The following is a 25624-nucleotide window of genomic DNA, read 5'->3' on the forward strand; positions in this document are numbered from 1 at the left end:
CCGGAGGCAGTCCCGTGACCTCGAGCCGCCCGAACGTCCTGCTCGTCCTGTCCGACGACCACGGTTACGCCGACCGCAGCGCGCTCGGCCTCGACCCCGCCGTCCGGACGCCGGCGCTCGATCGCCTCGCCGCCGAGGGCGTCAGCTGCAGCGACGCGTACGTCACGGCGCCGATCTGCAGCCCGTCGCGCGCCGCGCTCATCTCGGGCGCCCACCCGGCACGCTGGGGGTCCACCTGGTTCGAGGACACCCGCTTCGACGAGTCGCGCACCACCCTCGCCGAGCGGTTCGCCGAGCTCGGCTACGCCACCGGGTACTTCGGCAAGGTCCACTACGGCCCCGAGCAGCCCGGCGACCGGGCCTGCCCACCCGAGCACGGCTTCTCCGAGTCGTACTACGGGCTCGCCGGCCGCCAGCAGGGCCGGCTGCACTACACCACCCACTCCCGGGCCGCCGTGGACGAGTACGGCCCGGAGGCGAGCTGGCGGATGGGCGTGCAGCCGATGTTCCACCACCGCGAGGAGGTCGAGCTCGAGGGCTTCCTCACGGCCGAGCTCGGCCGCCGTGCCCGCGAGTTCGTCGACGCCGCCGACCGCCCCTTCTTCGCCATGGTCGCGTTCAACGCCGTCCACAACTTCTGCTGGCAACTGCCGCCGGACGAGCTCGAGCGCCGGGGCCTGCCGGCCCGCGCCGACTGGGACGAGCACGGCGACCGGTCCTACGCGGACTGGTACGACGGCGCGATCTCGCCGCACCTGGAGCACGGCCGCGAGTACTACCTGGCCCAGCTCGAGCTGATGGACGCCGAGATCGGCCGGCTGCTCGACTCCCTCGACGCCTCCGGGCGGGCCGACGACACGATCGTCGTCTACCTCACCGACAACGGCGGCTCCACCTGCAACTACGGGAACAACGCGCCGCTCACCGGCACCAAGTACACGCTCGCCGAGGGCGGCGTCCGGGTCCCGCTCCTCGTGCGGTGGCCGGGCGGCGGTTGGTCCGGCGGCACGACCCGCGACGCGCTCGTGAGCTCGATGGACCTGTACCCCACGCTGCTGGCCGCCGCCGGCTACGACGTCGCCCGGCTGCGGGACGTCGACGGGATCGACCAGTCCGCCATGTGGCGGGGCGAGGCGGTCGGCGGCCACGACGAGCTGCACTGGGAGTGCGGCTTCCAGTCCGCGGTCCGCTCGGGCGACCTCAAGCTCCGGGTCGTGCACGGCGACGACCCGCGCGCCCAGGGGGTTCGCGTCGTCGAGCACACCGACCCGGGCGACGGGATCCACCTGCACGACGTGCGGTCCGACGTCGCCGAGGCCGACGACCTCGCGACCCGTCGCCCGGACGACGTCCGCCGGCTGTGGGAGCGCCACGCGGCGTGGCTGCGCGAGGTCGGGCGCGAAGACCTGGCCCACAAGCACGCGGCGCGCGTGGCGGAGGCGCTCGGGCACCAGTGACGGCGGGCAGGTGGCAGCGGGCCGTTGAAGGCGGGACGGTGACGGCCGGCCGGTGGCCGCAGCGTCGGGGGCCGTGCCCGGCGGGCGATCCGTGTCAGGTCGTCACGCGGGGACGCCGTCGCGCAGCACGCGGCGCACGCGCAGGTCGGCGTCGGTGACGACGACGTCGGCGCGGTGCCCGACGACGAGCCCGCCGACGTCGCCCAGGCCCAGCGCGCGGGCGGGGACCCACGACGCGGACCGCACGGCGTCCGCCAGCGGCACGCCCGCCGCGACGGTGCGGCGCACGACGTCGATCAGGTGCGCGGTGCCGCCCGCGATGGAGCCGCCGTCGGGGTCGTCGGGGTCGGTGAGCCGGGCGACCCCGCCCGTCACCGTCACGGCCATGGGCCCGAGCTCGTAGGACCCGTCGGCCATGCCGGTGGCGGCCATCGCGTCGGTCACGAGCGCGACGTTGTCGGCGCCGACCGTCGCGATCACGGAGCGGACGGTGGCGGGCGCGAGGTGCACGTCGTCGGCGACGAGCTCGACGACCAGGTCGCCGCGCGCGGCGGCGGCCAGGCAGGCCGCGACGGGACCCGGGGCGCGGTGATGCAGCGGCCGCATGCCGTTGAAGAGGTGCGTGGCGGTCATCCGTCGCGGCGGCTCGCCGCCTGCGGCCGCGGCGGTGAGGTCCGCCACGACCTGCGCGAGCAGGGCCTCGGCCTGCTCGGCGGTGGCGTCCGTGTGCCCCAGGGACGGGATCGCGCCGGCGGAGACCAGCGCCTCGGCCGCCCCGCCCCCGCCGACGACACCGTCGACCTCGGGGGCGACGGTCATCGTGCGTAGGTGCCCGCCCGCGGCCTCGGCGAGCTCGCGGACCAGGCCCGCGTCGCCGGTCAGGAGGTTCTCGGGGCTCTGCGCGCCGCGGCGCGCGTGCGACAGGAACGGTCCCTCGACGTGGATACCGGCGACCTCCCCGTCCTCGGCGAGCCCGGCAAGCACCTCCACGCGCGCCAGGAGCGTCGCCCGGTCGGCGGTGACCAGCGACGCGAGCATCGTCGTGGTGCCGTGCCGCCGGTGCTCGCGCACGGCGACCATCGTCGCCTCGGCGTCCCGGTCGTCGTTGAAGCTGGCCCCGCCGCCGCCGTGGTTGTGCAGGTCGACGAGGCCCGGCAGCACGAGCGTGCCGGGCTCGGGCTGCGGGGCGGCGGCCACCGCGTCGACGACCTCGCGCCGCGAGGCCGAGGCGGCCGCCGCGCGGGGGCCGACCCACACGACGCGCCCGCCCGCCAGGACCACCGCGCCGTCGTCGATCGCCTCGTCCGGGGTGACGACGCGACCGAGCAGCGCGACGTGCTCGGCCGGCGGTGCGGCGGGGTCGGTGGGCATGGCATCGCTCATGGCGCCATCCTGCCGCACGGGCGACCCGATAAGGAAACCCCGCTCACATACCCGCTCCGAGAGCGGGTGGGCTCAGAAGAGGCGTGCGGAGACGTCGTCGACGCCGCGCATGGCGTCGTAGTCGAGGACGAGGCAGCCGATACCGCGGTCCGTGGCCAGCACCCGGGCCTGCGGCTTGATCTCCTGGGCCGCGAACACCCCGCGCACCGGCGCCAGGAGGGGGTCGCGGTTGAGGAGCTCCAGGTAGCGGGTGAGCTGCTCGACGCCGTCGATGTCGCCACGGCGCTTGATCTCCACGGCCACGTGCCCGCCCTCTGGCGCGCGGGCGAGGATGTCGACCGGGCCGATGGCGGTCATGTACTCGCGGCGCACCAGCGAGTGCCCGGGGCCGACCAGCTCGACCTGGGCGGCGAGCAGCTCCTGCAGGTGGGCCTCCACCCCGTCCTTGACGAGGCCCGGGTCGACGCCCAGGTCGTGGGCGGAGTCGTGGTGCACCTCGTGCAGCTCGATCTCGAGCCGGTCGTCGGACTTCTGGTGCTGGACCGTCCAGACCTGGGTCACGCCGCGCCCGGCGGCCTCGTCGTCCGGCTCGCGCACGGCCACCGCGCACGGCGGGCTCATCCAGTTGAGCGGCTTGTACGACCCGCCGTCGGAGTGCAGCAGCACGCTGCCGTCGGCCTTCACGACGACGAGGCGCGTGGCCAGCGGCAGGTGGGCGGTCAGCCGGCCGGTGTACCGGGCCGAGCAACGGGCGACGACGAGACGCACGGAATCCCTCGAGTAGGTGCGGTCGGACAGGTCGTTCAGGTCTCGGACGGCGCTTCGGTCAGACGACGAGGTCGCGGCGGCCCGGCGGGGCCGACTCCAGCCACGACGCCAGGCCCGCGTACGCGCCGGACGACATCGACAGCTCGAAGTCGGTGCCGTCGTAGCGGCAGCGGACCAGGACCTGGTCGGCCTGGCCCGCCTGGTCGAGCGGCGCCCTGCCGGTGATGGTGAGGCGGCCGCGTTCCCAGACCCGCGCCGGGCGCGGGGCCAACGACCAGCCGCGCCACCAGTCGATCCGGCCCACCGCGTAGTGCGCGATGCCGACGACCCACGGTGCGTGCGGGTCGTCGGCAGGGCGGGCCTGGCACGGGAACGAGCCGACGCGACGCGAGAGCGTGCGCAGCCGGGACGCCCCCGCCGCGAGCACGAGTGCCAGCACGACGACGAGCGCGATCGCGACCCAGACGACGAACGGCACCGTGCCCGGCCTCAGCGCAGCGCCGGCTCGCGGCCGGACAGCTCCGAGACCTCGTCCACCACGATCGTGACGAGGTCGCCGTCGACGGAGACGAAGCCCCCGGTGACCTTCGCCTCGACGGCGGTGGTCCGGCCCGTCGACACCTTGACGGTGCCGGGGCGCAGCACCGCGAGGAGCGGTGCGTGGCCGGCGAGGATGCCCACCTGGCCGTCCACCGACGGGGCGCTCACCTCGCGCGCCGCGCCCGACCAGACCTTGCGGTCGGCCGCGACGAGGACGACGTTCAGCTCTGCCATCTGATGCTCCATCTTTCAGATCGTGCCGGAGTTCGTGCTACCGCGTCGTCCCGCCGGGGAGGCCGGGACGGCCAGCCCCCGACGGGACGACGCGGCGCGGGACGAGTACGTGACCGTCAGGCCCCGTACTCCTTCTGGATGCGGGCCCAGTTCTCCTCGAGCATCTCCAGGCCACCGATGTTGTAGAAGGCCTGCTCGGAGATGTGGTCGAACTCGCCCTCGGCGATCTTCTTGAACGCCTCGATGGTCTCGCTCAGCGGCACCGTCGAACCCTCGACGCCGGTGAACTTCTTGGCCATGTAGGTGTTCTGGGAGAGGAACTGCTGGATGCGGCGCGCACGCGCGACGACCGTCTTGTCCTCCTCCGAGAGCTCGTCGACGCCGAGGATCGCGATGATGTCCTGCAGCTCCTTGTTGCGCTGCAGGATCGACTTCACCTGCGTCGCCACGTCGTAGTGCTCCTGGCCCACGTAGCGCGGGTCGAGGATGCGCGACGTCGACGTGAGCGGGTCGATCGCGGGGTAGAGACCCTTCGACGCGATCTCGCGGGAGAGCTCCGTCGTCGCGTCGAGGTGGGCGAACGTCGTCGCGGGCGCCGGGTCGGTGTAGTCGTCCGCCGGCACGTAGATCGCCTGCAGCGAGGTGATCGAGTGGCCACGCGTCGAGGTGATGCGCTCCTGCAGCACACCCATCTCGTCGGCCAGGTTCGGCTGGTAGCCCACCGCGGAGGGCATGCGGCCGAGCAGGGTCGACACCTCGGAGCCCGCCTGCGTGAAGCGGAAGATGTTGTCGATGAACAGCAGCACGTCCTGCTTGCTCACGTCGCGGAAGTACTCCGCCATCGTCAGCGCGGACAGGGCGACGCGCAGACGCGTGCCCGGCGGCTCGTCCATCTGGCCGAAGACCAGGGCGGTCTTGTCGAAGACGCCGGCCTCCTCCATCTCCGCGATGAGGTCGTTGCCCTCACGGGTGCGCTCGCCGACGCCGGCGAACACGGAGACGCCGCCGTGGTCCTGCGCGACGCGCTGGATCATCTCCTGGATGAGGACCGTCTTGCCGACGCCCGCACCGCCGAAGAGGCCGATCTTTCCACCCTGCACGTACGGGGTGAGGAGGTCGATCGACTTGATGCCGGTCTCGAACATCTGGGTCTTCGACTCGAGCTGGTCGAAGGCCGGGGGCTTGCGGTGGATGGGCCACCGCTCGGTGATCTCGATCTTCTCGCCCGGCTCGGCGTTCAGCACCTCGCCGGTCACGTTGAAGACCTTGCCCTTGGTGACGTCGCCCACGGGCACGCTGATCGGCTCGCCGGTGTCGGTGACGGCGGCGCCGCGGACGAGGCCGTCCGTCGGCTTGAGCGCGATCGCGCGGACCAGGGAGTCGCCCAGGTGCTGGGCGACCTCGAGCTTGAGGGTGAACGACTTCTCACCCTCGCCCTGCGTCGACAGGTCGATGTCGACCTCGAGGGCGTTGTAGATGTCGGGGATCGCGTCCTCGGGGAACTCGATGTCGACGACGGGGCCGATCACGCGCGCGACACGGCCCACGCCGGGTCCGCTCTGGTGCTCGACCGGGGCTTCCACGGTGGTGGCGGTCATTGCTTGCCTCGCTTCGAAAGGAACGTTTCGGGTGTCAGTACGTGCGGTCGCGACGTCAGGACCGGGGTCATGAGGCCGCGAGGGCGTCGGCACCCGAGACGATCTCGCTGATCTCCTGGGTGATGTCCGCCTGGCGAGCCTGGTTCGCCAGGCGCGTGTAGGTGCGGATCAGGTCCTCGGCGTTCTCCGTGGCCGTGTGCATCGCCCGCTGGCGCGCGGCCAGCTCGGACGCCGCCGCGTCCAGCATGAAGCTGAAGATGCGGCTGCGCACGTAGCGCGGGAGCAGGGCGTCGAGCACGACCTCGGGCGACGGCTCGAAGTCGTAGAGCGGCAGGACGTCGTTCTCGCCGGGGACGGCGACGCCCTCGACGACCTCGAGCGGCAGCATCCGCACGACGCGCGGGCGCTGGGTGACCATGTTGACGAACTGCGTGTACACGACGTGCAGCTCGCCGACGCCGCCCTCGGCCGCCGGCGCGAGGAACGCGCCGAGCAGGGTGTCGGCGATCTCCGCGGCGACGTCCGCCTCGGGTCGCTCCGACCCGTACGACCACTCGCCCGCGAGCTCGCGCTTGCGGTAGCGGTAGAAGGCGAGGGCGCGCCGGCCCGTGGCGTAGAGGTCGACCTCCTTGCCGTCGGCCTTCAGCTGGGCGACGAGCTTCTCGGTCTCCCGGAGGAGAGACGACGTGTACGCGCCGGCCTGGCCACGGTCGGCACCGAGCACGAGCACCGCGACGCGGTTCGTGTCGCTGCGCTCGCTCGTCAGCGGGTGCTTCGTCGAGGTGTGCGTGGCCACGGCCGAGACGGCGCGGGTGATCGCCCGCTCGTACGGCGTGGCCGCCGCCGTCCGCGCGCGGGCCTTGCCGATGCGGGAGGCCGCGATCAGCTCCTGCGCGCGGAACATCTTCTTCAGCGACTGCGTCGACTTGATCCGCTGCTTGTAGACGCGCTGGGATCCTCCAGCCATGCTCAGGCCTTCTTCTGCACGACGAGCTGCTCCTGCTCGACGTCCGCGGCCTCGCCCTCGGCGTCCCCGCCGACCAGCGGGGAGCCGTCGGCCTTGAGGAAGCCGTTGCGGACGTCCTCCACGGCGGCGGCGAGCGCGTCCTCGGTGTCCTGCTCCAGCTTGCCGGTCTCGGCGATCGTGGAGAGCACCGAGGTGTTCCGGCGGAGGTGGTCGAGCATCTCCGACTCGAACCGCTTGACGTCCTCGACCGGGACGTCGTCGAGCTTGCCCTTGGTGCCGGCCCAGATCGCCGCGACCTGGTCCTCGACGGCGTACGGCGTGTACTGGGGCTGCTTGAGCAGCTCCATGAGCACCGCACCGCGGGCGAGCTGGCCACGCGACGCCGCGTCGAGGTCCGACGCGAACATGGCGAAGGCCTCGAGCGAACGGAACTGGGCGAGCTCGAGCTTCAGGGTGCCGGAGACCTTCTTCATCGCCTTGACCTGCGCGTCACCGCCGACTCGCGAGACGGAGATTCCGACGTCGACCGCGGGACGCTGGTCGGCGTTGAACAGGTCGGACTGGAGGAAGATCTGCCCGTCCGTGATGGAGATGACGTTGGTCGGGATGTACGCCGAGACGTCGTTCGCCTTGGTCTCGATGATCGGCAGGCCGGTCATCGAGCCCGCGCCGAGGTCGTCCGAGAGCTTGGCGCAACGCTCCAGCAGGCGGGAGTGCAGGTAGAAGACGTCGCCGGGGTACGCCTCGCGGCCCGGCGGGCGGCGCAGCAGCAGCGACACGGCACGGTAGGCCTCGGCCTGCTTCGACAGGTCGTCGAAGATCACCAGCACGTGCTTGCCCTGGTACATCCAGTGCTGGCCGATGGCCGAGCCGGTGTACGGGGCGAGGTACTTGAAGCCCGCGGGGTCGGACGCCGGGGCCGCGACGATCGTCGTGTACTCGAGCGCGCCGGCCTCCTCGAGGGCGCCGCGCACCGACGCGATGGTCGAGCCCTTCTGGCCGATGGCGACGTAGATGCAGCGGACCTGCTTCTCCGGGTCGCCGGACTCCCAGTTGCCCTTCTGGTTGATGATCGTGTCGATCGCGATCGCCGTCTTGCCGGTCTGGCGGTCGCCGATGATCAGCTGACGCTGACCGCGCCCGACGGGGATCATCGAGTCGATCGCCTTGATGCCGGTCTGCAGCGGCTCGTGCACCGACTTGCGCTGCATGACGCCGGGCGCCTGGAGCTCGAGGGCGCGGCGGCCCTCGGTCTCCACGTCGCCCAGCCCGTCGATCGGGTTGCCCAGCGGGTCCACGACGCGGCCGAGGTAGCCCTCGCCGACGGGGACCGAGAGGACCTCGCCCGTGCGACGGACCTCCTGGCCCTCCTCGATGCCGGTGAACTCGCCGAGGACGACGACACCGATCTCGCGGACGTCCAGGTTCAGCGCGAGGCCGAGCGTGCCGTCCTCGAAGCGCAGCAGCTCGTTCGCCATCGCGCCGGGGAGGCCCTCGACGTTCGCGATGCCGTCGCCGGCGAGGGTGACGCGGCCGACCTCCTCGCTGACCGCGCCCTCGGGCTCGTAGGACTTCACGAAGCTGTCCAGTGCGGCCCGGATCTCCTCCGGCCGGATCGTCAGCTCAGCCATTGCTCTCTCCTGTCGTGGCCGCGCCTCGCGCGACCTCACGTTCTGCGGGTGCCGGCCGAAGCCGGCGCTGGGCCTGGGAAGGGTCTAGCCGGCCAGCCGGCGACGAGCGTCGGCCAGGCGGGACAGCACGGTGGAGTCGACGACGTCGGCGCCGACCTGGATGCGCAGGCCGCCGATCACGGTCGGGTCGACCGTGACGTTGAGCTGCACGGGGCGGCCGTAGGCGCGCTCCAGGAGCGCGCCGAGCCGGTCCTCCTGCGCCTCGGTGAGCACGGAGCCGCTCGTGACCGCCGCGACCAGGCGCTTGCGGCGCTCCGCGGCGATCTCGCCGTACCACGTGAGCGTGGCGACGAAGCGGCGGCCGCGAGGGACGGTCGTCGCCCGCCGGGCCAGGGCCTGGGTGACGGCGTCGACCTTGCCCGCGACCAGGGCGTCGACGAGCTCGGCCCGGCGCTCGGGAGCGCTCGAGACGTCCGACAGCGCTTGGCGCGCCTCGCGCTGGCCGACCAGCGCCCGGGTGAGCCGGAAGAGCTCGTCCTCGACGGTCTCGAGGACGCCCCGCGACTCGGCCGAGGCCAGGACGGCGTCGACCCCGAGCCGCTCGAGGGAGTCGACGAGGTCGGCGTCGCTCGACCACCGCGACCGCGCGACCCCGGAGACGAGGTCGACGACACGCTCGTCGAAGCCACCGGCGAGGATGCGGGCGGCCAGGGCCGCCTTGTCCTCGGCGCCCCGGGAGGGGTCGGCCAGCGAACGACGCAGCGCGCCGGAGGAGTCGAGCGCGCCCACGACGGCGAACAGCTGCTCGCCGAGCGCCTGCGCGTCGGCCCCGGCGGACCGCAGCACCGGCTCGAACCGCTCCTGGGCCGCCGCGAGGGAGGCTGCGCTCGTTCCCCGCATCAGCCCTCCTTGCCGACCGGGCTGCCGGCCGACGCGGTCTGCGCCGATCGGGACTCGCCGGCCTCGGTGGCCTCGAGCTCGTCGAGGAACCGGTCGACCACGCGCGACTGCCGGGCGGAGTCCTCGAGGGACTCGCCGACGATCTTCGACGCGAGCTCGGTGGCCAGCGCGCCGACCTCGGCACGCAGCGAGACCGCGGCGGTCTGGCGCTCGGCCTCGATCTGGCGGTGCGCCGTCTCGACGATGCGCGAGGCATCCTCCTGCGCCTTGGTCTTCAGCTCCGCGACGATGGCCGTGCCCTCGGCACGCGCCTCCTCGCGGGTCTTCGCGGCGTCGGCGCGAGCCTCGGCGAGCTGCTGGTGGTACTCCGCCAGCGCAGCCGCGGCCTCCTCCTGAACCTGCTCCGCCTTGGCGAGGCCGCCTTCGATCTTCGCGGTGCGCTCGTCGAGCACCGCCTGGAACTTCGGCAGGACGTACTTGTAGAAGACGAGACCGACGATCACGACGATCACCAGCGACCACACGATGTCGTACGTGTGCGGCAGCAGGAGGTTCGCGGTGGTCTCCTCCTCGGCGGCGAGGACGTCCGCGTCGGGGGTGCTGAGGGGGCTCATCATCACGGGACGATGAAGCCGGCGACCAGGCCGAGGAGCGCGAGCACCTCGACGAAGGCAACACCGATGAACATGGTGGTACGGAGCTGGCTCGAGACCTCGGGCTGGCGCGCCATGCCCTCGATCGTCTTGCCGATGAGGATGCCGAGGCCGATGCCCGGGCCGACCGCCGCGAGGCCGTAACCGACGGTGCCGATGTTTCCGGTGACCTCGGCGAGGGTGGTGACGTCCACTGGATTTCCTTCCGTTGGGCGCCGGACCTCGGTGGCCCGGGCGTCGCGTTGATGGTTCTGATGTGAAGCTGAGGCCGGCCTCAGGCCGGGTCCCGCCAGGCGGTCAGTGCTCCGCCTCGACGGACAGGTTGAGGTAGACGGCGGTGAGGATCGCGAAGACGTAGGCCTGCAGCGCCGCCACGAAGATCTCGAAGAAGAAGAACGCCGAGCCGGCCACGAACGTGCCGACGCCGAAGAGCTTCATGCCCCCGGAGGCGTCGAACAGGAAGAACGACGTGGCGGCGAAGCAGATCGCGAGCATGAGGTGCCCGGCGACCATGTTGGCCATGAGTCGGATGGCGAGCGTCGCCGGCCGCAGGATGAAGACCTGGAGGAACTCGATCGGGACCAGCAGGAGGTAGAGCGGCGCGGGCACGCCCGGCGGGAACAGCGAGTTCTTGAGGTACCCGCCGAAGCCGTGGGCCTTCACGCCGGCGCCGAGGTACATCACGTACGTCCAGAGCGCGAGCACGATCGGCAGGCCGATCACGGACGACCCGGCGATGTTGAGGAACGGCACGACGCCGGTGATGTTCATGACCAGGACGGTGCAGAAGATCGTGGCGAGCAGCGGGAAGTACTTGCGGCCGTTCTCCTTGCCGAGCACCTCCACCGCGATCGAGTTCCGGACGAAGTCGAGGATCATCTCGATCACGTTCTGGAACCGGCCCGGCACGAGCTTCGCGCGGCGGGCCGCGATGACGAAGACGGTCAGCAGCACCAGTGCGGCGATGACGCGCACCAGCATGATCCGGTTGAACTCGAAGGGAGTGCCCTCGAAGAAGATCGCCGGGGGGAAGAAGTCCGCGACGGTCGGCGCGTGGAACTCGCCGTCACCTTCAGCGGCGAGCAGCATGGACATCGCTGGCGTAGACAGGGGGACTCCCGGAGGTCGTACGGACCCGAGGCGCTCCACCGTAGGGAGGGCACGCCATCGGACCTGGCCGTCATGGATTCGCGCACAGCCTACTAGATGATCCCCCGTGGTCCGACACCCGGAATGCGAGGTAGCGGCCAGATCCCGCGGCTTGTGAAGAAGCGCACGATGTTGCCCGCGGCGACGGAATGTCGCCCGGCGCAAGCAGCCTGGTCAGGGCGCCGGCCGCCAGACGGCCGTCAGGGCTGCACGTAGGGCACGCGGCCGCTGTTGACGGCCCGGTAGTCGAGCAGGGCCGAGCCGATCGCGCCCACGCCGATGACGGCGATCAGCACCCACGGGTCGTAGAAGTCCTTGCCCTGGATCAGGGCGAGCACGACGATCAGCACGACGATCTTGGCGACCCAGGCCCCCATGACGAAGGCCGCCATCCGCGCCGGGCTCGAGCCCACGGTGCGCAGCATCGACCAGATCGTGGTGGCGCAGAAGAACGCGACGAGGGCGGCGCCGACGAGGGCGCCCCAGACCCCGGCCATGCCCGCGACGAGCGCGCCGATGCCGCCGCCGAGGACCACGAGCGCCCCGACCAGGATCAGCGTGTCCCGCAGCGCGGTGCGCAGCACCCGGCGCTCCGCGACGGTGGCCTCCGAGTCGCCGGTCGCGGGGTCGGGCTGCTGGTCGGGCTGCGGCGTGGGGGGCGTCGTCATCGGTGGCGTCCTTCGTGCGGGGTCGGGATCGGGGCGGCAGGGGCGGTGCGCGACGTGGCGGCGACCTTCGGGACGGCACCCGTCGCGACGTCGTCGTCGAGGAAGCGGCCGCGCGTGCGCAGCGGGCCGAGCGTGAGCAGCAGCGCCACGACGACAGCGACGGCGAGGCCGGCGAGCACCGCCGTCCAGTCCCACCAGAACAGGGCGGCGGCGCCGTACGAGAACACGGCCGCCCACACGTACAGGATGAGCACGGCGCGGCGGTGGGAGTGGCCGAGCGCCAGCATCCGGTGGTGCAGGTGCATGCGGTCGGGGTGGAACGGCGACTTGCCGGCGGCGACGCGGCGCACCACCGCCAGCGCCATGTCGAGCAGCGGCAGCAGCACGACCGCGACGGGCAGGAGCAGCGGGATGAACAGCGGCACCCGCTGCGCCCCGGTCAGCTCGTCGCCCGTCACGGTGGGGTCGATGTTCCCGGTGATCGTGATCGTCGCCCCGGCGAAGACGAGGCCGAGGACCATCGACCCGGAGTCGCCCATGAAGATGTGGGCGGGGTGGAAGTTGTGGGGCAGGAAGCCCACGCAGACGCCCACCAGGACCGCCATCATCATCGTGGCGAGGCTCGAGTAGTCGAACGGGTTGGCCTGCTGCGTGAGGCTGTAGGTGTACAGGAAGAAGGCGGAGCCGCCGATCGCGATGAGCCCCGCCGCCAGGCCGTCGAGGCCGTCGACGAAGTTCACGGCGTTCATCGCCACCACGATGACGAGCACGGTCACGATCAGGGACAGCCGGGACGACGGGATGTACAGGCCGTCCGGGGTCGGCAGCCACGTGAGCTGCACCTGCTGCCACGCCATGAACCCGCCGGCGAGGACCTGCCCCGCGAGCTTGGTCATCCAGTCCAGGTCCCACACGTCGTCGGCCCAGCCCAGCAGGCACACGATCGCGGCGCCGCCCAGGATCCCCCAGGCCTGCGGCCCCGTCTGCGGCTCCGTGAAGACCCCGGACAGGAATGTCATCTGCGAGGCGAGGACCACGGCGACCGCGAGTCCCAGCAGCATCGCCAGGCCGCCGAGGCGCGGGGTGGGCTGCACGTGCACGTCGCGCGCGCGGACCGCGCTGATCGCGTTCGTGCGGCGCGCGACCCACCGGGCCCCCGGGGTGGCCAGGTACGTCACCGCCGCCGCGACCAGCATGAGGAGCAGATATGCCCTCACCCGGCGGTCCTGCCCTGCTCGTCGTCCGGCGCGGCCTGCTCGACCTCCGAGGTGACGGGCGCGGCCGGCGCGTCGTCCGCTCCGGGGTCGGCGGCGTCGTCCGCTGCGGCGTCGGCGGTGTCGGTGGTGTCGTCCGCGGGGGTGTCGTCGGTGTCGTCGTCCGGGCCCGCGACCGGCGCGACGGCACGGAGCTGCTCGAGCGAGATCGCGCCGGTCCGCACGACGCGGAGCCGCTCGCCCGTGGCGTCGACGATCGTCGACGCCACACCGCCCGGGGCGGTGCCGCCGTCGAGGTAGGTGCTCACGGCGTCGCCGAGCTGGTCGCGAGCGTCGGCGGCGTCCAGGGCGGCAGGGCTCCCCGTGCGGTTCGCGCTCGAGACCGCCATGGGACCGGTGCGGCGCAGCACCGCGAGGGCGGCCGGGTGGTCGGGCATGCGCAGGGCGACGGTGCCGTGCGTCTCCCCCAGGTCCCACTGGAGGGACGGCTGGGCGCGCAGGATGATCGTGAAGCCGCCGGGCCAGAACGCCTCGACGAGCTTGCGCGCGTCGTCGGGCACCTCGGTGGCGAGCCCGTCGAGGGTGCGCACGTCGGGGACGAGCACCGGCGGCGGCATCTGCCGGCCGCGGCCCTTCGCCGCGAGCAGTGCGGCCACGGCGTCGGCGTCGAAGGCGTCCGCCCCGATGCCGTACACGGTGTCCGTGGGGAGCACGACGAGCCCCCCACGCGAGATCGTGTTGACGGCCTCGTCGATGGCGGGGCCCCAGGTGTTCGGGTCGGTGACGTCGTGCACGCTGCTCACGGGCCCAAGTCTGGCACGGCCGACGACGCGTCCGGCGCGCCGTCCGCGGCCTCGACCGTCGCCGTCGCCGCCGTGGAGGCCGGCGTCGTGGTCGCCGAGCGCCGCCGGGCGACGACCATCCGCGGGCGGCCCGTCAGGTCCTCGACCGTGCGCGCGTCGGTGAAGGCCCGGGCACCGCCCGCCTCGGCCGCGTCGACCATCGCGCGGGCGGCGGCGTCCTGCACCTCGGCGTGCTCCATGACGTACAGGCCTCCGGGCCGCAGCAGGCGGGCCGCCGCCGCGGTGACGCCGCGCGGCACCTCGAGCCCGTCCGGTCCGAGCCCGTACAGCGCGACGGCGGGGTCGTGGCCGGCGACCTCCGGCTCGCGCGGCACCGCGTCCGGCGGCACGTACGGCGGGTTGGAGACGACGACGTCGACGGTGCCGTCCAGCTCCGCCAGGGCGCGTCGCGCGTCACCGCGCACGAGGCGCACGACGGGTGCGGGCGCCCCCGCCGCGCCCGTCACGGCGGCGACGTTGCGCGCCGCCCACGCGTGCGCGGCGGCGTCGAGCTCGACCGCGTGCACCTGCGCGCCCGGCACCTCGGTCGCGAGGGCGAGCGCGATGGCCCCCGACCCGGTGCAGAGGTCGACCACGACCGCGTCCCCCCGCGCGGCGACCACGCGGGCCGCCTCGTCGATCCCGGCCTGGGCGACCTGCTCGGTCTCCGGCCGCGGCACGAACACGCCCGGACCCACCTCGAGCTCCAGGTGCCGGAACGGCGCGGTGCCGACCAGGTGCTGCAGCGGCTCGCGCGCGGCCCGCCGCGCCACCAGGGCGGCGAACCGGCCGGCGACGTCGCGCTCCCCGTCGCCGCCGCCGGTCGTGTCACCGCCCGTCGCGCCGCCGACGGCCTCGGCGCCAACCGTCGGCGCGCCCGGCATCGCGGCGTCGAGCACGGCGAGCCGGCGCACCTCGCCGCGGTCGAGCCCGAGCACGTGGGCGAGCAGCAGCTCGGCGTCCACCCGGGGGCTCGGCACCCCCGCCCGGGCGAGCGCCGCCGTCGCCCACCGCAGGCCGGCCCCGACGCGGGCGAGCCGCTCGCCGTCGGACCTCTCGCCCGACGGCGCGTCAGGCATCGGTCCCGGCGGCGGCGAGCCGCGCCGCCTCGTCGGCGTCGATCGCCGAGCGCACCACGGGGTCGAGCTCGCCGCCGAGCACGTGGTCGAGGTTGTACGCCTTGTACCCCGTGCGGTGGTCCGCGATGCGGTTCTCCGGGAAGTTGTAGGTGCGGATGCGCTCGGAGCGGTCGACGGTGCGCACCTGCGTGCGACGGACGTCCGCCGCCGCGGCCGCCGCCGCCTCCTGCTGGGCCGCCAGCAGCCGCGCGCGCAGCACGCGCATCGCCTGCTCCTTGTTCTGCAGCTGGGACTTCTCGTTCTGCATCGACACGACGATGCCGGTGGGCAGGTGGGTGATGCGCACGGCCGAGTCGGTCGTGTTGACCGACTGCCCGCCGGGGCCCGACGAGCGGTACACGTCGATGCGCAGGTCGTTCGGGTCGATCTCGACCTCGCCCGGGTCGTCGACCTCGGGCAGCACGAGCACGCCCGCGGCCGAGGTGTGGATGCGGCCCTGCGACTCCGTGACCGGCACGCGCTGCACGCGGTGCACGCCGCCCTCGTACTTGAGGCTCGCCCACACGCCGTCGGCGGGGTCGCTGACGCTGCGCGCCTTGACGGCGACCTGCACGTCCTTGTACCCGCCGAGCCCGGTCTCCGTGGCGTCGAGCACCTGCGTGGACCAGCCGCGGCGCTCCGCGTACCGCAGGTACATGCGCAGCAGGTCGCCCGCGAACAGCGCGGACTCCTCGCCGCCCTCCCCCGCCTTGATCTCGAGGATGACGTCGCGCCCGTCGTCGGGGTCGCGCGGCACCAGGACGCGGCGCAGCCGCTCCGCGGCGGCGTCGGCCGTGGCCCGCAGGTCGGGCAGCTCGGCGGCGAACGACTCGTCCTCGGCGGCGAGCTCGGCGGCCGCATCCGCGTCGTCGGAGGCCTGCTCCCACGCCCGGTACGCCGACGCGACCTGGTTCAGCTCGGCGTAGCGGCGGCCGAGGGCGCGGGCCCTACCGGCGTCGGCGTGCACGCCCGGGTCGGCGAGCGCGCGCTCGATCTCGGCGTGCTCGTCGAGCAGCGGCCGCGCGGCGGCGAACGGGTCGGTCATGGCATCTCCATCCGGCGAGGCAGCGCGCCTGTCCGGGCGGGCCGGCGCGGACAAAGCAACGGCGCCGGTGGTCCGTCGACCGACTGCCCCTGGAGAGGTTGTCGGGCGGACCACCGGCGCCGCAGGGTCGCTACTTGCCGGACTTCTTGCCGTAGCGCTGCTCGAACCGGGCCACGCGGCCACCGGTGTCGAGGATCTTCTGCTTGCCCGTGTAGAACGGGTGGCACGCGCTGCAGACCTCGACGTTGATCTTGCCGGAGGTCGCGGTGCTGTGCGTGACGAAGGTGTTGCCACAGGTGCAGGAGACCTCGGTGGCGACGTACTCGGGATGGATACCGGACTTCATGATGCTCCTAGGTGTGATGCCGCCGGGTCGCCCCGCAGGACAGCGGGCCGTGAACCGGCAAGGCCGACGAACCATTGTGCCAGAACGCCGTGGCGCCCCGGAAATTCCCCGCCGGTCGAGCCCGTCGAGACCGCGGACCGGGTCTCGACGAGCTCGACCGGCGAGTCGATCAGATCGTCTCGCCCGGGTTCTCGTCCGAGAGCCCGGCCGGCGTCGTCTTCTGCACGTGCAGCAGGAACTCGACGTTGGTCTTGGACTTGCGCAGCTGGCCCAGCAGCAGCTCGATGGCCTGCTGCTGGTCGAGCGCGCCGAGCACGCGACGCAGCTTGTAGACGATCGAGAGCTCGTCCTTCGCCATGAGGATCTCCTCGCGGCGCGTGCCGGACGCGTTGACGTCCACGGCCGGGAAGATCCGCTTGTCGGCGAGGTTGCGGGACAGGCGCAGCTCCATGTTGCCCGTGCCCTTGAACTCCTCGAAGATCACCTCGTCCATCTTCGAGCCGGTCTCCACGAGAGCCGAACCCAGGATGGTCAGCGAGCCGCCGTCCTCGATGTTGCGCGCCGCGCCGAAGAACTTCTTCGGCGGGTACAGCGCCGCGGCGTCGACACCACCCGAGAGGATACGACCGGAGGCCGGCGCGGCGAGGTTGTAGGCGCGCGACAGGCGGGTGATCGAGTCGAGCAGCACCACGACGTCCTGGCCCAGCTCCACGAGGCGCTTGGCGCGCTCGATGGCGAGCTCCGCGACGATCGTGTGGTCGGACGCGTGCCGGTCGAACGTCGAGGCGATGACCTCGCCCTTGACCGTCCGCTCCATGTCCGTGACCTCTTCGGGCCGCTCGTCCACGAGCACCACCATGAGGTGGACCTCGGGGTTGTTGGCGGCGATCGCGTTGGCGATCTGCTGCATGATGATCGTCTTGCCGGCCTTGGGCGGCGAGACGATGAGGCCGCGCTGGCCCTTGCCGATCGGCGCGACGATGTCGATCACGCGCGGCGTGAGGCGCGTCGCCTCCGGGTTCTCCAGGCGCAGCCGCTCCTGCGGGTACAGGGGCGTGAGCTTGGTGAACTCGGGCCGCTGGCGCGCCTCCTCCGGCGTCATGCCGTTGACGGAGTCCAGGCGGACGAGTGCGTTGAACTTGCCCCGCGGGTTCTTGCTGCTGCCGACCGCCGGCGGCTCCTCGCCCTCGCGCGGCTGGCGGATGGCGCCGACGACGGCGTCGCCGCGGCGCAGGCCCGACTTCTTGACCTGGTTGAGCGACACGTACACGTCGTTCGGGCCGGGCAGGTAGCCGCTGGTGCGCACGAAGGCGTAGTTGTCGAGGATGTCGAGCACGCCGGCGACGGGCAGCAGCACGTCGTCCTCGCGCACCTCGACCTCGTTGTCGAGACCGGCGACGTCGGGCCCGCCCGGGCCGCGGGTGCGGCCGCGCTTGCGGTCCCGGCCGCGGTCGCGCCCGCGCCGACGGCGCGAGCCGGAGCCGTCGTCGTCGCGACGGTCGTCACGGCGGTCGTCGCGGCGGCGCTGCTCGTCGCGCTGACCGTTCGGCGCGGCGTCGCCCGAACGCGCCTGACCGCGGTCGCCGCGCTGGCCGTCGCCCTCGCCCTGCGCGCGCTCGCCGGTGTTGTCCCCGGAGCGCTCCCCGCCGCGGCGGGAGCCGCGCTCGCGCGGCGCGGCGACGGCGTCGGCGAGCTGCGCGAGGCGTGCCTCGCGGTCCGTGTCCGACCCGGACGCGTCGGCGGCGCGGTCGCCCCCCTGGCGCTTCGCCTCGCCGCGCCCCGCACCGCGGGGCTCGTCACGACCCGAGTCTCGACCCGAGTCTCGGCCGGAGTCGCGGACGGCGGTTGCCTGGCCGGTGGTCTCGGTGGCACCGCCGGCCTCGGTGGTGCCGGCGGTCCGGGTGGCCCGGCGTGCGCGTCGGGGCGCGTCGGCCTGGCGCTCGGCACCAGCGACGTCCAGCGTGGGCTGGGAGGACGTCCCCGCCGGCGCGTCGCTGCGGACGGCGGGAGCGGCGGCGCTGGCCGCGGCGACGGGAGCGCTCGCGGTGCGCGCGCCGGAGCCGCGCTGGGACCGGATGGCGTCCTGCAGGTCGCTCTTGCGCATGCGGGACGTGCCCTTCACGCCCAGCTGCGAGGCCAGCGCCTGGAGCTCGGCGAGACGCAGCGAGCTCAGGTTCCCGGACGCGGCTGAGCCGGTCGGGCTGTCGGTGGTGTTCGTCACGAAGGACCCTTCCCCCTCGTATGCGGCCCTCAGATGTCACGGGCCGGGGTGGCGGGCGTCCAGGCGCTGGGCACCGGGACGCGTGGAACCTCGCATCAGTGGTACGACGACGTCGGCTGGCGGGGTTGTATCGGCCTCCGCGCGGGACGGCCACGACGGGCCGAACGCCGCGGCGGACGACCCTGGGCACAGGCTCCGTCAAGCACGCACGAGATGACCCGCGGTGGGAGTGGAGGGTGCCTCGGTGGTCGATCCCGAAGGCTCACCGCATCTTACCACCACGCGCACCCCGCTCGGCAGGCGCGACGCGCCGTGCGCTCGCGCCGTCGAGATCGATGCCCGGCCGGACCGCGTGCCACCCGGCGACGTCGTCGACGAGCCCCGCCAGCACCCCGTCCAGGCGGTTCGTGCCCTCGCCCGAGGTCAGCACCAGGACCGTGGGCCCGGCCCCGGAGACCGTGGCCGCCAGGCCCTCGGCGCGCAGCGCGCGCAGCAGCTCGGCCGACGCGGCCATGACCGGTGCCCGATAGTCCTGGTGCAGCCGGTCCTCCGTCGCGTCCAGGAGCAGCTCGGGACGCCGCGCGAGCGCCTCGACGAGCAGGGCCGCCCGGCCCGCGGCGAACGCCGCGTCCCGGTGCGGCACCTGGTCGGGGAGCACGCCGCGGGCGCGGCTCGTGGCGAGCCGCACGTCCGGGACCAGCACCGTCGCCGTGATCCGCTCGTCGACGTCGAGGTCCACCGCGCGTGCGCCGTCGCCCGACAGCCAGGCGAGCGTCGCGCCGCCGCGGATCGCCGGGGCGGCGTTGTCGGGGTGCCCCTCGAACTCGGTCGCGATGCGGAGCACCGCCGTCGCGTCGAGCACGTGCGGGTCGGCGAGCAGGGCCCGCGCCGCGACGACGCCGGACACCACGGCCGCAGCGGACGAGCCGAGCCCGCGGCCGTGCGGGATGCGGTTCGCGCAGCGCAGCCTCAGGCCGGTGCGGGGCGCGCCCGCGAGCTCGAGCGTGTGCCGCAGGGCGCGCACGACAAGGTGGTCCTCCCCCGTCGGCACCTCCCCCGCACCCTCGCCGCTCACCTCGACGACGACGTCGTCGGTGGCGAGCAGCTCGACCTCGAGCTCGTCGTGGATCCCCAGGGCGAGGCCCATCGCGTCGAACCCCGGCCCGAGGTTCGCGCTCGTGGCCGGGACGCGGACGACCACATGGTCGGCGCCGAGCTGCATCGTGGTCCCCTTCCCTGGCCAGCAGTCAGTCGAGGCCGAGCGCGTCCGCGATGGACATGACGTCTGCGCTGACGCGGGTCGGGGTGACCTCGTTCCCGTCGGGCGTGCGCAGCGCCCACTGGGGGTCCTTGAGGCCGTGACCCGTCACCGTGACGACGACGCGCGCGCCCACGGGCACGAGGCCCTGCTCCGCCCGGGCCAGGAGGCCGGCGACGCCTGCCGCGGAGGCGGGCTCCACGAAGACGCCCACCTCGGCGGACAGGATCCGGTGCGCGGCGAGGATCTGCTCGTCGGTCACCGCCTCGATGACCCCGCCGGAGGCGTCGCGGGCGTCGGTCGCCTGCTCCCACGACGCCGGGTTGCCGATGCGGATCGCGGTGGCGATCGTCTCCGGCTGGTCGACCGGGTGGCCCTTGACGAGGGGCGCCGCGCCCGCCGCCTGGAAGCCCCACATCCGCGGGGTCCGGGTGGCGACCGCCGGAAGCGGCTCGCCGTCGTCGAGGCCCGCGTACTCGCGGAAGCCCTTCCAGTAGGCGGTGATGTTGCCGGCGTTGCCCACGGGCAGGCAGTGGATGTCGGGCGCGTCCCCGAGCGCGTCGACGATCTCGAACGCCGCGGTCTTCTGCCCCTGGATGCGGTCGGGGTTGACGGAGTTCACCAGCTCGATCGGGGACACCTCGGCGAGCTTGCGCGCCGCGACGAGGCAGTCGTCGAAGTTGCCGTCCACCTGCAGCAGCCGCGCGCCGTGCGCGATCGCCTGGCTGAGCTTGCCCATCGCGATCTTGCCGTCCGGCACGAGGACGGCGCAGGTCATGCCGGCGCGGGTCGCGTAGGCGGCGGCGGACGCCGACGTGTTGCCTGTCGAGGCGCACACCACGGCCTTGGCACCGCGGCCCGCCGCCGCGGAGATGGCCGCCGTCATGCCGCGGTCCTTGAACGACCCGGTGGGGTTCATGCCCTCGACCTTGACGAACACGTCGGCGCCGGTGCGCTGGGACAGCGCCGGCGCGGGCACCAGCGGCGTGCCGCCCTCGCCCAGCGTGACGACCTTCTCGTGCAGGTGCGCGGGCAGACGGTCGGCGTACTCCGCGATGACGCCCCGCCACTGGTGTGCCGGCATTCTCAGACTCCCTCGACTCGCAGGACGGACGTGATCTGGCGCACCGGCTCGAGGTCGCGCACGGCGGCGACGGTTGCCGCGAGCGACGCCTCGCGCGCGGCGTGCGTCGTGATGAGCAGCTGGGCGGTGCCGGCGCCGCCGTCGGCGGCGGGCTCGTCGGCCGTCTGCCGCACCGTGTCGATGGACACGCCGTGGTCGGCGAGGACGCCCGCGACCTGCGCCAGCACGCCCGGGCGGTCGGCGACGACGAGGCGCACCTGGTAGCGCGTGACGGCGGCGTCGGCGGGCAGCACGGGCAACGACGCGTAGGCCGACTCGGACGGGCCCTTGCCGCCCGACAGGCGGTCGCGAGCGGCCGAGACGAGGTCGCCGAGCACGGCCGAGGCGGTGGGCCGCCCGCCTGCGCCCTGGCCGTAGAACATGAGCGGGCCCGCGCCGTCCGCCTCGACGAAGACGGCGTTGAAGGCGCCGCGCACCGCGGCCAGCGGGTGGGCCGCCGGCACCAGGGCGGGGTGCACGCGCGCCGAGACTCCCTCGGCGGTCTGCTCGGCGATCGCGAGCAGCTTGACGACGTGCCCGGTCTGCGCGGCGGCGGCGACGTCGTCCGCCGTGACGCCGGTGATGCCCTCGCGCGCGACCTGGTCGATCGAGACGCGCGTGTGGAAGGCGAGGGAGGCGAGGATCGCGGCCTTGGCGGCGGCGTCGAAGCCCTCGACGTCGGCGGTCGGGTCGGCCTCGGCGTACCCGAGGCCCTGCGCCTCCTTCACGGCCTCCTCGAGGTCGAGGCCGTGCGTGGCCATCTGGTCGAGCACGTAGTTCGTGGTGCCGTTGACGATGCCGAGCACCCGGCGCACGTGGTCGCCGGCGAGGGACTCGCGCACCGGCCGCACGATGGGGATCGCGCCCGCGACGGCGGCCTCGAAGGACAGGTCGACCCCGGCGGCATCGGCCGCCTCGAAGAGCTCGGGCCCCTGCGCAGCGAGCAGCGCCTTGTTGGCGGTCACGACGCTCGCCCCGCCCGCGACCGCGCGGAGGATGAGCCCGCGCGCCGGCTCGATGCCGCCCATCACCTCGACCACGAGGTCGGCCGCGTCGACCAGCCTCTCGGCGTCCTCGGTCAGCAGGTCGGCCGGGACGACCGTCCCGAGGCCCTCTCGCGGGCGCGACGCGTCGCGCACGGCGATGCCGACCAGCTCGAGGCGGGCGCCGGCCCGGGCGGCGAGGTCGTCGGCGTGCTCGACGAGCGCGCGCGCGACCTGCGACCCCACGACGCCGCAGCCGAGCAGGGCGACGCGCAGCGTGCCGGGGGTGCGTCCGGTCGGTGCGGCCGAGGGGTCAGGGGTGAGCCCGGGGACGGGCGCTGCAGGCACGGATCCACCTTCGTTCGGGTCGGCGGGACGAGGGCCAGAATAGCCGCGGCCGGGCGGCGGCCGGGGCGCCGTCCACGCCTCAGCCGAGGTCGAGGGCGAGCAGGTCGTCGAGCGTCTCCCGGCGCACCAGGACGCGGGACGCGCCGTCGGCCACGGCCACCACCGGGGGGCGCGTGAGCAGGTTGTAGTTGGACGCCATCGAGCGGCCGTAGGCGCCGGTCGCGGGGACGGCGAGCAGGTCCCCGGCGCGCACGTCGCCCGGCAGCATGACCTCGTGCACGACGATGTCGCCGCTCTCGCAGTGCTTGCCCACGACGCGCGCGAGGACCGGCTCGGCGTCCGACGTCCGCCCCACGACGTCCGCGTGGTACTGCGCCTCGTACAGGGCGGGCCGGATGTTGTCGCTCATGCCGCCGTCGACGGAGACGTACGTGCGCACCCGGCCGTCGTCGAGCGCGACCGGCTTGACCGTGCCCACGGTGTACAGCGTGAGGCCGGCCGGGCCGACGATCGCGCGCCCCGGTTCGATGGAGATCCGTGGCAGCGGCGTGCCGTGCTCGGCGCAGATCGCGGCGACCGCGCTCGCGACGTCCTTGGCGATGCGGTCCGGGTCCAGCGGCACCTCGCCCGGCAGGTACGCGATGCCGTAGCCGCCGCCGAGGTCCACCTCCCCGACCAGGACGCCGGTGCGCTCGGCCAGCTCGGCCCGCAGCCGCAGCACGACGCGGGCGGCGGCCTCGAAGCCCGCCGGGTCGAGGATCTGCGAGCCGATGTGGGAGTGGATGCCGAGCAGGTGCAGCTCCGGGCGCGCGACGACGGCGAGCAGCGCGCGCATCGCCGGCGGGTCGCCGCCGTCGCCGTCCAGCACCCCCGGGTTCACCGAGAGGCCGAACTTCTGGTCCTCGTGCGCCGTGGAGATGTACTCGTGCCCGCCCGCGTGCACGCCGGTCGTGACGCGCACCATGACGGGCGCGACCACGCCCCGGGACGCAGCGAGGTCCGCGACCCGGTCGATCTCGACGAGCGAGTCGACGATGATCCGGCCGACGCCGGCGTCGAGCGCCGCGAGGACCTCGGCGTCCGACTTGTTGTTGCCGTGCAGCCCGAGCTCCGCGCCCGGGACGCCGGCGCGCAGCGCCACGGCGAGCTCTCCGCCGGACGCCGTGTCGACGCGCAGCCCCTCCTGGCGGGCCCAGCGCGCGACGGCGACTGTGAGCAGCGCCTTCCCCGCGTAGTAGACGTCGACGCCGGTGCCGACCTCGGCGAACGCCGTCGCGAACGCCGTCCGGTAGGCGCGGGCCCGGGCGCGGAAGTCCGCCTCGTCGAGCACGTACGCGGGGGTGCCGTGCTCGGCCGCGAGTTCGCGCACGTCGACGCCGGCGACCTCGCAGGCGCCGTCGTCGCCCCGCCGGACGCCGGTCGACCAGGGCACGCCGAGGACGCCGGTCACCGGCGCTTCCGGCGCGGTGCCGTCGGGCGTGGTCACATCCGCTCCGGGGCGCCGACGCCGAGCAGGTCGAGGCCGTTGGCGAGCACCTGGCGCACGGCGTCGTTGAGCCACAGGCGCGTGCGGTGCGTGTCCGTGACCTCCTCGTCCGGGTACGGCGTCACGCGGCACTCCGAGTACCACTTGTGGTAGTCGGCGGCCAGGGACTCGAGGTAGCGCGCGACCCGGTGCGGCTCGCGCAGCTCGGCCGCCTGGCCGACGATCCGCGGGAACTCGGTGAGGCGCCCGACCAGCGCGGCCTCGGTCTCGTGCTCCAGCAGGGACGGGTCGAAGGCGTCCGAGCCGTCCTCGCGAGTGCGGGCGACGGCGCGGTCCGCGGCGTTCCGGTCGACGGCGCACGTGCGCGAGTGCGCGTACTGCACGTAGAAGACGGGGTTGTCGTTGCTCTGCTTGAGCATCTCCTCGCCCGACAGCGACAGCGGGGTGTCCGCGGGGAACCGGGCGAGCGAGTAGCGCAGCGCGTCGGAGCCCAGCCACTCGATGAGCTCGTCCATGTAGAGAGCGTTGCCGCGGCGCTTGCCCATCCGCTCGCCCGCGATGTTGACCAGCTGCCCGATGAGCACCTCGATGTTCGCCTCGGGGTCGTCGCCCGCGCAGGCCGCGATGGCCTTGAGGCGGTTGATGTAGCCGTGGTGGTCGGCGCCGAGCAGGTAGATCTTGCCCGGGAAGCCGCGGTCCTTCTTGGACAGGTAGTAGGCGGCGTCGGCGGCGAAGTAGGTGGGCTCGCCGTTCGCCCGGATCATCACCCGGTCCTTGTCGTCGCCGAAGTCCGTGGTGCGCAGCCACACCGCGCCGTCGACGTCGAAGACGTGCCCCTGCTCGCGCAGGCGGGCGACCGCCTGCTCCACGGCGCCGGACTCGTGCAGCGTGCGCTCCGAGAACCAGACGTCGAAGTGCACGCCGAAGCCGTCGAGGGTGCGCCGGATCGCCTCGAGCTGCGCCTGGTAGCCGAGCTCGCGGGCGAGGGCCGCGGCCTCCTCGTCGGGCAGGTCGAGCAGACCGGGCTCGGCCTCGAGGACCTCGGCGGCGCGCTCCTTGACGTACTCGCCCGGGTAGCCGCCCTCGGGCACGTCCTCGCCCTTGGCCCGGGCGAGGACCGAACGACCGAACTTGTCCATCTGGGCGCCGGCGTCGTTGATGTAGTACTCGGCGGTGACGTCGGCCCCGGCGGCCCGCAGGATGCGTGCGAGGGCGTCGCCCAGCGCGGCCCAGCGGGTGTGGCCGATGTGCAGCGGGCCGGTGGGGTTGGCCGAGATGAACTCGAGGTTGTGCACCTGGCCGGCCAGCGTGTCCGTGCGGCCGTAGGCGGGGCCCGCCGTCACGACCGTGCGGGCGAGCTCGCCGGCGGCGCCGGCCTCGAGCGTGATGTTGAGGAAGCCGGGGCCGGCGACCCCGACAGTCTTGACGCCCGGGGTGGCCCCCAGGCGGGAGGCCAGGTCCTCGGCGAGCGCGCGCGGCGTCGTGCCGGCCTTCTTGGCGAGCTGCAGCGCGACGTTGGTGGCCCAGTCGCCGTGCTCACGCTGCCGGGGTCGCTCCACGTGGACCGACGCCGGGACGGCGTCGGCGGGCAGTGCGAGGGTGCCGTCGGCCACGGCCGCGGCGAGGGCAGCGCTGAGTGCTTGCGAGAGCTCGTCGGGGGTCACCGGGCGATTCTACTAACGGTGCGTGTGC

At 73.6% G+C, this 25624-nt stretch carries 24 protein-coding genes; 1 reads left to right on the forward strand and 23 read right to left on the reverse strand.

From position 1 onward, the window contains the following. Positions 1-14 precede the first annotated feature (14 nt). Positions 15-1457, forward strand: a complete 1443-nt coding sequence (locus ABD254_RS01090) for a sulfatase family protein (RefSeq protein ID WP_344244783.1) — start codon at positions 15-17, stop codon at positions 1455-1457. Between the two features lie 102 nt (positions 1458-1559). On the opposite strand, the gene ABD254_RS01095 is transcribed toward ABD254_RS01090, so the two are convergent. From ABD254_RS01095 to argS, 23 genes are all read right to left on the reverse strand, one after another. Then, complete coding sequence (locus ABD254_RS01095; protein ID WP_344244785.1) at positions 1560-2840, reverse strand: N-acetylglucosamine-6-phosphate deacetylase; 1281 nt, start codon at positions 2838-2840, stop codon at positions 1560-1562. Between the two features lie 72 nt (positions 2841-2912). Further along, the gene (nucS, locus tag ABD254_RS01100) at positions 2913-3608 is read right to left on the reverse strand and encodes an endonuclease NucS (RefSeq protein WP_344244787.1); all 696 of its coding nucleotides are present in this window, start codon (positions 3606-3608) and stop codon (positions 2913-2915) included. A 58-nt stretch (positions 3609-3666) separates the two neighbouring features. Continuing rightward, entirely contained in the window at positions 3667-4086 is a 420-nt protein-coding gene (locus tag ABD254_RS01105) for a DUF2550 domain-containing protein (RefSeq protein WP_344244789.1), read from the reverse strand. An 11-nt stretch (positions 4087-4097) separates the two neighbouring features. Beyond that, a complete protein-coding gene (locus tag ABD254_RS01110) occupies positions 4098-4382 on the reverse strand; it encodes a F0F1 ATP synthase subunit epsilon (RefSeq protein ID WP_344244791.1) in 285 nt (94 codons plus the stop codon). Between the two features lie 116 nt (positions 4383-4498). Continuing rightward, positions 4499-5980 carry a F0F1 ATP synthase subunit beta gene (gene atpD, locus ABD254_RS01115; protein ID WP_344244793.1) on the reverse strand — a complete coding sequence of 494 codons (1482 nt, stop codon included), beginning with the start codon at positions 5978-5980 and terminating at the stop codon, positions 4499-4501. A 67-nt stretch (positions 5981-6047) separates the two neighbouring features. Next, positions 6048-6947 carry a F0F1 ATP synthase subunit gamma gene (locus ABD254_RS01120; RefSeq protein ID WP_344244795.1) on the reverse strand — a complete coding sequence of 300 codons (900 nt, stop codon included), beginning with the start codon at positions 6945-6947 and terminating at the stop codon, positions 6048-6050. Between the two features lie 2 nt (positions 6948-6949). Continuing rightward, on the reverse strand, positions 6950-8578 hold the full coding sequence (atpA, locus tag ABD254_RS01125) for a F0F1 ATP synthase subunit alpha (protein ID WP_344244797.1): 1629 nt from the start codon (positions 8576-8578) through the stop codon (positions 6950-6952). Positions 8579-8662: 84 nt separating this feature from the next. Then, complete coding sequence (locus tag ABD254_RS01130; protein ID WP_344244799.1) at positions 8663-9478, reverse strand: F0F1 ATP synthase subunit delta; 816 nt, start codon at positions 9476-9478, stop codon at positions 8663-8665. Beyond that, entirely contained in the window at positions 9478-10092 is a 615-nt protein-coding gene (locus ABD254_RS01135) for a F0F1 ATP synthase subunit B (protein ID WP_344245232.1), read from the reverse strand. The genes ABD254_RS01130 and ABD254_RS01135 overlap by 1 nt, the downstream gene beginning before the upstream one ends. Positions 10093-10094: 2 nt before the next feature. After that, positions 10095-10325 carry an ATP synthase F0 subunit C gene (locus ABD254_RS01140; protein ID WP_344244801.1) on the reverse strand — a complete coding sequence of 77 codons (231 nt, stop codon included), beginning with the start codon at positions 10323-10325 and terminating at the stop codon, positions 10095-10097. Between the two features lie 103 nt (positions 10326-10428). Continuing rightward, the gene (gene atpB / locus ABD254_RS01145; RefSeq protein ID WP_344244803.1) at positions 10429-11220 is read right to left on the reverse strand and encodes a F0F1 ATP synthase subunit A; all 792 of its coding nucleotides are present in this window, start codon (positions 11218-11220) and stop codon (positions 10429-10431) included. Between the two features lie 260 nt (positions 11221-11480). Next, positions 11481-11948, reverse strand: coding sequence for a Cg1360 family ATP-synthase-associated protein (locus ABD254_RS01150; protein ID WP_344244804.1), 468 nt, complete (start codon positions 11946-11948; stop codon positions 11481-11483). Then, positions 11945-13165, reverse strand: coding sequence for a glycosyltransferase family 4 protein (locus ABD254_RS01155; protein WP_344244805.1), 1221 nt, complete (start codon positions 13163-13165; stop codon positions 11945-11947). The genes ABD254_RS01150 and ABD254_RS01155 overlap by 4 nt, the downstream gene beginning before the upstream one ends. Next, the gene (locus tag ABD254_RS01160) at positions 13162-13965 is read right to left on the reverse strand and encodes an L-threonylcarbamoyladenylate synthase (protein WP_425553603.1); all 804 of its coding nucleotides are present in this window, start codon (positions 13963-13965) and stop codon (positions 13162-13164) included. Before ABD254_RS01160 ends, ABD254_RS01155 begins: the two co-directional genes overlap by 4 nt. Then, the gene (gene prmC, locus ABD254_RS01165) at positions 13962-15083 is read right to left on the reverse strand and encodes a peptide chain release factor N(5)-glutamine methyltransferase (RefSeq protein ID WP_344244807.1); all 1122 of its coding nucleotides are present in this window, start codon (positions 15081-15083) and stop codon (positions 13962-13964) included. The genes ABD254_RS01160 and prmC overlap by 4 nt, the downstream gene beginning before the upstream one ends. Beyond that, positions 15076-16167 carry a peptide chain release factor 1 gene (gene prfA / locus ABD254_RS01170; protein ID WP_344244809.1) on the reverse strand — a complete coding sequence of 364 codons (1092 nt, stop codon included), beginning with the start codon at positions 16165-16167 and terminating at the stop codon, positions 15076-15078. Before prfA ends, prmC begins: the two co-directional genes overlap by 8 nt. Positions 16168-16297: 130 nt before the next feature. Beyond that, complete coding sequence (gene rpmE / locus ABD254_RS01175; protein WP_344244811.1) at positions 16298-16513, reverse strand: 50S ribosomal protein L31; 216 nt, start codon at positions 16511-16513, stop codon at positions 16298-16300. A 169-nt stretch (positions 16514-16682) separates the two neighbouring features. After that, a complete protein-coding gene (rho, locus tag ABD254_RS01180) occupies positions 16683-18734 on the reverse strand; it encodes a transcription termination factor Rho (protein ID WP_344244813.1) in 2052 nt (683 codons plus the stop codon). 262 nt (positions 18735-18996) lie between these two features. Next, positions 18997-19956, reverse strand: coding sequence for a homoserine kinase (thrB, locus tag ABD254_RS01185; RefSeq protein WP_344244815.1), 960 nt, complete (start codon positions 19954-19956; stop codon positions 18997-18999). Positions 19957-19981: 25 nt separating this feature from the next. Beyond that, positions 19982-21076: a threonine synthase gene (thrC, locus tag ABD254_RS01190; RefSeq protein WP_344244817.1), complete on the reverse strand. Its 1095-nt coding sequence runs from the start codon at positions 21074-21076 to the stop codon at positions 19982-19984. Positions 21077-21078: 2 nt separating this feature from the next. Next, positions 21079-22374, reverse strand: coding sequence for a homoserine dehydrogenase (locus tag ABD254_RS01195; protein WP_344245236.1), 1296 nt, complete (start codon positions 22372-22374; stop codon positions 21079-21081). Positions 22375-22525: 151 nt separating this feature from the next. Continuing rightward, positions 22526-23932, reverse strand: coding sequence for a diaminopimelate decarboxylase (gene lysA, locus ABD254_RS01200; protein ID WP_344244819.1), 1407 nt, complete (start codon positions 23930-23932; stop codon positions 22526-22528). Then, the gene (argS, locus tag ABD254_RS01205; protein WP_344244821.1) at positions 23929-25596 is read right to left on the reverse strand and encodes an arginine--tRNA ligase; all 1668 of its coding nucleotides are present in this window, start codon (positions 25594-25596) and stop codon (positions 23929-23931) included. Before argS ends, lysA begins: the two co-directional genes overlap by 4 nt. Positions 25597-25624: the final 28 nt, after the last annotated feature.

The sequence above is a fragment of the Isoptericola hypogeus genome, assembly GCF_039531145.1.
GTDB lineage: Bacteria > Actinomycetota > Actinomycetes > Actinomycetales > Cellulomonadaceae > Isoptericola > Isoptericola hypogeus.

Coding starts and splice junctions, on each gene's coding strand:
- ABD254_RS01095 (WP_344244785.1), bottom strand. CDS start 2,840: ATGAGCGATGCCATGCCCACCGACCCCGCCGCACCGCCGGCCGAGCAC.
- ABD254_RS01110 (WP_344244791.1), bottom strand. CDS start 4,382: ATGGCAGAGCTGAACGTCGTCCTCGTCGCGGCCGACCGCAAGGTCTGG.
- atpD (WP_344244793.1), bottom strand. CDS start 5,980: ATGACCGCCACCACCGTGGAAGCCCCGGTCGAGCACCAGAGCGGACCC.
- ABD254_RS01120 (WP_344244795.1), bottom strand. CDS start 6,947: ATGGCTGGAGGATCCCAGCGCGTCTACAAGCAGCGGATCAAGTCGACG.
- atpA (WP_344244797.1), bottom strand. CDS start 8,578: ATGGCTGAGCTGACGATCCGGCCGGAGGAGATCCGGGCCGCACTGGAC.
- ABD254_RS01130 (WP_344244799.1), bottom strand. CDS start 9,478: ATGCGGGGAACGAGCGCAGCCTCCCTCGCGGCGGCCCAGGAGCGGTTC.
- ABD254_RS01135 (WP_344245232.1), bottom strand. CDS start 10,092: ATGAGCCCCCTCAGCACCCCCGACGCGGACGTCCTCGCCGCCGAGGAG.
- atpB (WP_344244803.1), bottom strand. CDS start 11,220: ATGCTGCTCGCCGCTGAAGGTGACGGCGAGTTCCACGCGCCGACCGTC.
- ABD254_RS01150 (WP_344244804.1), bottom strand. CDS start 11,948: ATGACGACGCCCCCCACGCCGCAGCCCGACCAGCAGCCCGACCCCGCG.
- prmC (WP_344244807.1), bottom strand. CDS start 15,083: ATGCCTGACGCGCCGTCGGGCGAGAGGTCCGACGGCGAGCGGCTCGCC.
- prfA (WP_344244809.1), bottom strand. CDS start 16,167: ATGACCGACCCGTTCGCCGCCGCGCGGCCGCTGCTCGACGAGCACGCC.
- rpmE (WP_344244811.1), bottom strand. CDS start 16,513: ATGAAGTCCGGTATCCATCCCGAGTACGTCGCCACCGAGGTCTCCTGC.
- thrB (WP_344244815.1), bottom strand. CDS start 19,956: ATGCAGCTCGGCGCCGACCATGTGGTCGTCCGCGTCCCGGCCACGAGC.
- thrC (WP_344244817.1), bottom strand. CDS start 21,076: ATGCCGGCACACCAGTGGCGGGGCGTCATCGCGGAGTACGCCGACCGT.